This window comes from Bartonella sp. AD328YNZD (assembly GCF_042196425.1).
This window is the reverse complement of sequence record NZ_JBHIQG010000301.1, coordinates 1-2,880: the sequence shown is the minus strand read 5'-3', so window position 1 is coordinate 2,880 and position 2,880 is coordinate 1. Positions and strand designations below refer to the sequence as shown.

Below are 2,880 nucleotides of genomic sequence, written 5' to 3'. Positions count from 1 at the left end.
TCATCCTGTTGTCCGCTTTTCTTGCTATGCTTCGAGGATTTTCACGTGAAGTGTTATCGTTGATTTCTTGGGCAGTTACAGCTGTTACGACACTTTTTTTATACAAGCCTGTCTTACCTTTCTTTGAACAATATCTCTCTAATAAAATGATTGCATTGGTCACAACATTGATCACAATTTTTATTATTGTTCTTATTATTACGTCAATTATTACAATGAAAATCTCCGATTTTATTATTGATAGTCGAATTGGTATCCTTGATCGTGCTATTGGTTTTATTTTTGGAGCACTTCGTGGTTTACTTATCACGGTTATCGGTATGTTGCTGATTAATGCACTAATTAAACCTGAGCACCAAGCGAACTGGTTAAAAAATGCGAAAACAAGACCTATTTTAGATTCACTAGGACAAAAAGTTTGGGAAATACTCCCAAAAGATATTGGATCTATTCTCGAAAAGGCAGAAAATTTATTTAAAGACAGGGATAAATATATGCATGAGAAACAATCTCATGAAAAGATGATTTTAAAAAATAAAGAATAGCTTTTCATGAAGAAAGAAAACTAAATGATGTAAAATGAGATATTAATGATTCCTCTATATCACAGCTGAAAGAATATCATGATAAAAAGCGATATTTTCTGTCAAGAATTTTCATTAGATGATGATACCCTTCATGAAGAATGTGGGGTTTTTGGTATTCTTGGGCATGAAGATGCAGCAACATTAACGGCTCTTGGACTCCATGCACTGCAGCATCGCGGCCAGGAAGCAGCCGGTATTGTTTCCTACCATAATAAAATGTTTCATCAAGAAAAGCATTTAGGTCTTATTGGTGATCACTATACAAACCCTGCAACACTTGCACGTTTACCAGGAAATCGTGCTATTGGACATACCCGTTATTCAACAACTGGAGAAGTAGCATTACGCAATGTTCAACCCCTTTTTGCTGAATTAAAAGCGGGAGGTATTGCTATTGCGCATAATGGTAACCTTACCAATGGTCTTACATTGCGCCGAGAACTCATCGCTTCTGGTGCCATCTGTCAATCAACATCAGATTCAGAAGTTTTTCTCCATCTTATTGCCCGCTCACGTTATGAATCGTCCTCTGATCGTTTTGTTGATGCGATTCGGCAAGTAGAAGGTGGCTATGCTATGTTAGCACTCACACGTACAAAGCTTATTGCTGCACGCGATCCAACAGGAATTAGACCCCTCGTGATGGGGGAACTTGATGGTAAGCCTATCTTTTGTTCTGAAACTTGTGCACTGGATATTATTGGAGCAAAATATGTCCGTGATGTTAAAAATGGGGAAATTATCATATGTGAAATACAAAAAAATGGGGAAATTACTAAAAAAATTATAAAACCAGAAAATACAAAACCAGAAAAACTTTGCTTGTTTGAATATGTTTATTTTGCCCGTCCTGATTCAATCGTTGGAGGGCGTAGTGTTTATACAACACGCAAAAATATGGGGATTCGTTTAGCACAGGAAGCTCCTTGTAAGGGTGATGTTGTGGTCCCTGTTCCTGATGGAGGAACACCCGCTGCAATCGGCTATGCACAAGAAATTGGAATTCCCTTTGAGCTTGGTATTATTCGTAATCATTATGTTGGACGGACTTTTATCGAACCAACACAACAAATTCGCGCTTTTGGCGTCAAGTTAAAACATTCTGCAAACCGTCCTGTGATTAAAGGAAAACGTGTTATTTTGGTTGATGACTCTATTGTCCGTGGAACAACATCCCTCAAAATTGTGCGAATGCTCCGCGATGCCGGAGCAAAAGAAGTGCATATGCGCGTTTCTAGTCCTATGATTTTCTATCCGGATTTTTATGGCATTGATACACCTAAAATTGAAAGCCTTTTAGCAAATCAATATCCAGATTTAAAATCTATGTGTGATTTTATTGGAGCAGATTCATTAGAATTTCTTTCAACGGATGGGTTGTATCTTGCTGTAGCAGGCGAAAAACGAAATAATGCTGATCCACAATTTACTGATCATTATTTTACTGGATATTACCCTACTCATCTAGTTGATCAAGAAAACCTCTCCAAAATTCATCAATCATCTGTTCTTAAAACAAAAGATTAACGATGGCAAAATATGACTTTAGTCTCCATGGGCGTGTTGCACTTATTACGGGCGCCTCAAGAGGAATTGGCTATTATTTGGCACTCGAGCTTGCTGCACGCGGCGCTCATATTATTGCTCTTGCACGAACAGTCAGTGGACTTACTGAATTAGATAATCAAATCCGAAAAAAAGGGGCTCATGCAACCCTTGTTCCCCTTGACTTGCATCATATGGAAAACATCGATGCTCTTGCTATCTCAATTGCCAAACGCTGGAAAAAACTCGATATTATCGTTGCTAATGCAGGAATCCTTGGAACACTTTCACCAATAGCACATATAGAAAACATGGTATTTGAAGATGTTTTTCAAATAAACCTTATCAGCCAATGGCGCTTAATGAAAGCCGTTGAGCCTTTATTACGTGAATCTGATGCTGGACGAGCCATCCTATTATCCTCAAGCGTTGCGCATGCTGCGCGCCCTTTCTGGGGAGCTTATGCCGCTTCTAAAGCTGCTTTAGAGATGATTGCCCGCTGTTGGGCAGAAGAACTTAAACAAACCCCTATAAAGATTAATTGTGTCAACCCTGGTGCCACACGAACTGCCATGCGCGCTGAAGCTATGCCTGGTGAAGATCCACAAACCCTTCCTACACCACAAGAGGTTGCAAAAAAAATAATCCATTTGCTATCGCCTGATTTAAAGGAAACTGGAAAACTCTTTAATGTCCGTAAAAATCGGTTTGTAGATTATCATATACCTGATTGATCACATCTGAGAGG

3 protein-coding genes are annotated in these 2,880 nt (G+C 38.9%); all 3 read left to right on the top strand.

The window, feature by feature from the left end; all coding sequences use genetic code 11:
* The first annotated feature begins 2 nt into the window (after positions 1-2).
* The 3 genes from ACFIO3_RS10940 (at position 3) to ACFIO3_RS10930 (ending at position 2,866) form a co-directional block, all read left to right on the top strand.
* Positions 3-545: a CvpA family protein gene (locus ACFIO3_RS10940; protein ID WP_375704453.1), complete on the top strand. Its 543-nt coding sequence runs from the start codon at positions 3-5 to the stop codon at positions 543-545.
* 78 nt (positions 546-623) lie between these two features.
* Positions 624-2,114: an amidophosphoribosyltransferase gene (gene purF, locus ACFIO3_RS10935; protein WP_375607712.1), complete on the top strand. Its 1,491-nt coding sequence runs from the start codon at positions 624-626 to the stop codon at positions 2,112-2,114.
* A gap of 2 nt (positions 2,115-2,116) precedes the next feature.
* Entirely contained in the window at positions 2,117-2,866 is a 750-nt protein-coding gene (locus ACFIO3_RS10930) for an SDR family NAD(P)-dependent oxidoreductase (protein ID WP_375607713.1), read from the top strand.
* The last annotated feature ends 14 nt before the right edge of the window (positions 2,867-2,880 follow it).

What these genes read in the sequence shown, in the direction of transcription:
- ACFIO3_RS10930 (WP_375607713.1), top strand. Translation starts at nt 2,117, where the DNA reads ATGGCAAAATATGACTTTAGTCTCCATGGGCGTGTTGCACTTATTACG.
- purF (WP_375607712.1), top strand. Translation starts at nt 624, where the DNA reads ATGATAAAAAGCGATATTTTCTGTCAAGAATTTTCATTAGATGATGAT.